1 protein-coding gene is annotated in these 3,550 nt (G+C 52.3%); it reads right to left on the reverse strand.

Translation table 11 applies throughout. The features are described from left to right. On the reverse strand, positions 1 to 3,550 hold a 3,550-nt coding region (locus L693_RS0100425), incomplete at both ends, for a condensation domain-containing protein (RefSeq protein WP_025715582.1).

Here is a 3,550-nt window from a genome sequence, read left to right on the forward strand (position 1 = left end):
CTTAGGATAAGCGGTTGTCGCACTGCCTCCGAGGAGCAACATCTGCGCCTCCTCTTGCGGCGTCGCCAGCTTCAGCTCGTTCACACGAATGTTCGGGCGGCTTACCACCTGTTCCAGCATATGAATCAGATGTCCCTGAATCTGTTTGATGCCAGACTGCTCATAGACGAGCTCGTTATAGCGGAATACGATTTTAAATTCTTCGCCCGGCAAAACAATCAGATTGAAATCATAGTTCGTCTGCTCAAACAGCTCAGCGTCCGTAATCTCAAAAGCTGCCTGCTCCCCGCCCAACAGCTCGATTTGCTGTTCTACGGGATAGTTTTCAAATACCATGATATGTGTGATCAAATGCTGTTGTCCGGTTTGCGTCTGAATCTCATAAAGAGGGTACGTATCGTAGGCATGGGAAGCCAGGTACTGTTGCTGCTGCCGTTTGACCATATCTGCGAAACTGATGGTTTCGTCTGACCGCACACGTACTGGAATCGTGTTGATAAACAGTCCGATCATGCTTTCAATTCCCGGTATTTCCGCAGGTCTTCCCGAAACAACGCTGCCGAAAACAACGTCCCTGCTACTATTGTATTTTTGAAGCACGATTCCCCAAACAGTCTGCATCAAAGTGCTGACTGTCACCTGATACCGTTTTGCCGCCTGTTCGATTCGCCCGGTCAGATCCTTGCCCAGCTCGCAAACGATCTGTTTTGAAACGTAGGCTTCCGGCTTGTTTTGGGCTTTCGCTTGAGGAATCTGCGTATGCTGTTCGTAATCTGCCAAATAGTCGCTCCAGTATTCGGCTGCCGCCTGATCATCCTGCCGATCCAGCCATTCGATATAACGACTGTACGGCAAGGCTGGGAGAAACTCAGGTTCTCTCTGCTGGCTGATCGCAAAATAGGTTTCGAACACCTCTTGTGTAATGAGAGGCACGCACCAGCCGTCCATAATGATATGATGAAAGCTCCACATAAGCAGATAATCCGCTTCGCCCTTGTGTAGAACGGAAACGCGGAGCAGCGGGTCCTGCGTCAAATCAAACCCTCTGTTTCTGTCATCATCTATATAATTCCGGATATACGCCTCACGCTGTAATTGCTCCATCCCGCGCAGGTCTTCATAATTGAATTCACTGCGTTTGGTTCGATAAACGATTTGTACCGGGTCGCCCCATCCGTTATAAAAATTGGTGCGGAGCGCAGCATGTCTTTGCACCAAAGCATCCAGGCTTTGCGCAAAGCTTTGCGCATCAAAGTGACCATGCCATTCGAACGTCGCTTGTTCGAAGTACGAAAGTGAATGCGGCTCCAGCAGACTGTGGAAAAACATTCCTTTTTGCATCGGCGTCAGCTTGTACACATTTTCGATTTCGCCAACGTGCCGATGATGCGATGCCAGTTGATCGAGCTGTTCTATAGTCAATCCCTTCAGCAATATGTCGCTTGGCGTCAATTCGGCCGTTTCTTTGCTTGTGCAGTGCCGGATGACTTTTTGCAAGGATGTCCGGATGAGCTCGGATAGCCGCTCCACCGTTTCTTTGCGGTATTGTTTGCTACTGTAAGTGATGGCAAGCGATAGCGTTCCTTCGGAAATCATCCCGTTCATATCCAAAGTATAAGCTTGCACAGCATGTTCGCTTATCGCGCCGCCTGTCGAATAAGGAGATAGCTGCAACGAACTATTGTCCAAGTCTTGATCGAATTGGCCCAAGTAATTAAAGCTGATTTCCGGCTTGAGCTCACGTATAACACGTTCCAGATTTGCAGACCCATATTTCAGGAGGCCGAAGCCAATGCCTTTATGCGGAATGCTGCGCATACTTTCCTTGATCCGCTTAATTTGGCCTGACAGATCGTTGTTGCTTCCGATCTCCAAGGTAACCGGGAATTGACTTGTGAACCAGCCTACGGTGCGGGTGATGTCGATATCCGGGATAATCGGCTCCCGGCCGTGCCCTTCCAGATTGACCAGCACTCGCCCGATACCGCTCCAGGCCTGAATAGCCAGCCCCAGTGCCGTTAAAAGCAAGTCGTTCGTCTCCGTATTATAAGCGCGGTTCGCCTGCTTGAGCAGCAGCTCCGTTTCCTCTTCGGTCCATTGAATCGTGATGGTTTCGCTGTCTAAAACCAGCGGACAGGTCTGCACCTCATCCTTCGGCAGCGGCTCTGCTACTATTTGCCCGAGCTGTTCCCAATAAGCCCGCTCATGTTCCATCGCCGGACTTTCCGCGTACAGCGACAACTGCTGTGCCCATGTCCGGTAGGAATCCGTTTTTTGCGGGAGCTGAATCTCCTGGCCGTTTACCGCCTGCTCGTAGCCTGTCGCGATATCTTCGAACAAAATTCGCCACGACACACCGTCTACGGCCAAATGGTGAATGACAATCAGCAGATGATCCCCTTCCGCGCACCGGAACAACCCCAGCTTCATCAAAGGTCCATGAATCAGGTCGATGCCGCGTTGGATTTCGCTTGCTTTCGCTTGGATGGCTGCCTCGGGGGCAACCTGCTCTTTGAAATCGACAATTTCCAAAGTATACAGTTCGCCTTCCGCCATGCCGCGGTTCCACGCCTCATACCCGTATTCCGTCTGACGGAACACCAGCCGCAGCGCATCGTGATGCTCGGCGATCTTCTTCATCGTCTGATGAAGCGCCGCTTCCTCAAAACCATCCTCCCGGTACAGCATGACAGCCTGGTTAAAATGATGCGGACTTACAGAATGCTGCTCGAAAAACCAGTGCTGAACCGGGAGCAACTTCGTCGCGCCAATAACTTCCCCTTGCTCCGCTATGCGACTGACCGTTTGGACATACGGGCTCAGTCCCGCAATGGTTGGATGCTTGAACATATCTTTCATTTCCAGCTTGTAGCCTGCTTGGAACAGCCTTGAAGACACCTGGATCGATTTGATTGAATCGCCCCCAAGGTCGAAGAAGCTGTCGTGAATGCCGATATTGCGTACACCGAGCACGCTTTGCCAAACGGAAGCCAGAGCTTGCTCCACGGCTGTCCGCGGTGCCGCGTACTCGGTTCCCGTGTGAACATTCTCCTCGGGAGTCGGCAGCGCTCTGCGATCCACCTTCCCGTTGGCTGTCAGCGGAAGCTGCTCCAGTTGGACAAAGTAGGACGGAATCATGTAATTGGGCAGCTCTTTTGCCAGCGCGCTTCTGATCTCGCCTGCGCTCAGCTGGCTGCTGGCCGCAAAATAGGCGCAAAGCTGTTTTTGTCCGCTTTCGTCCGCCCGCGCAATCACGACGGCTTCCCGAATCGATTCTATCTTGGCAAGCTGAGCCTCCACTTCGCCCAGCTCAATGCGGAAGCCGCGGATTTTCACCTGCTCATCAATCCGTCCCTTGATCTCAAGGTTTCCGTCAGCACGCCAACGAACCAAATCACCTGTCCGGTAACAGATCTCTCCTGGCTTTACCGGGTCCTGAACAAATTTCTCCACCGTCAGTTCCGGACGGTTCAAATATCCGCGTGCGACACCATCCCCGCCGACAATCAGCTCGCCCCATGCCCCAATCGGCAGCAGCTTCATCGAGCTG

Origin of the sequence: Paenibacillus sp. 1-18 (genome assembly GCF_000520755.1) — a bacterium.
Classification (GTDB): domain Bacteria; phylum Bacillota; class Bacilli; order Paenibacillales; family Paenibacillaceae; genus Paenibacillus; species Paenibacillus brasilensis.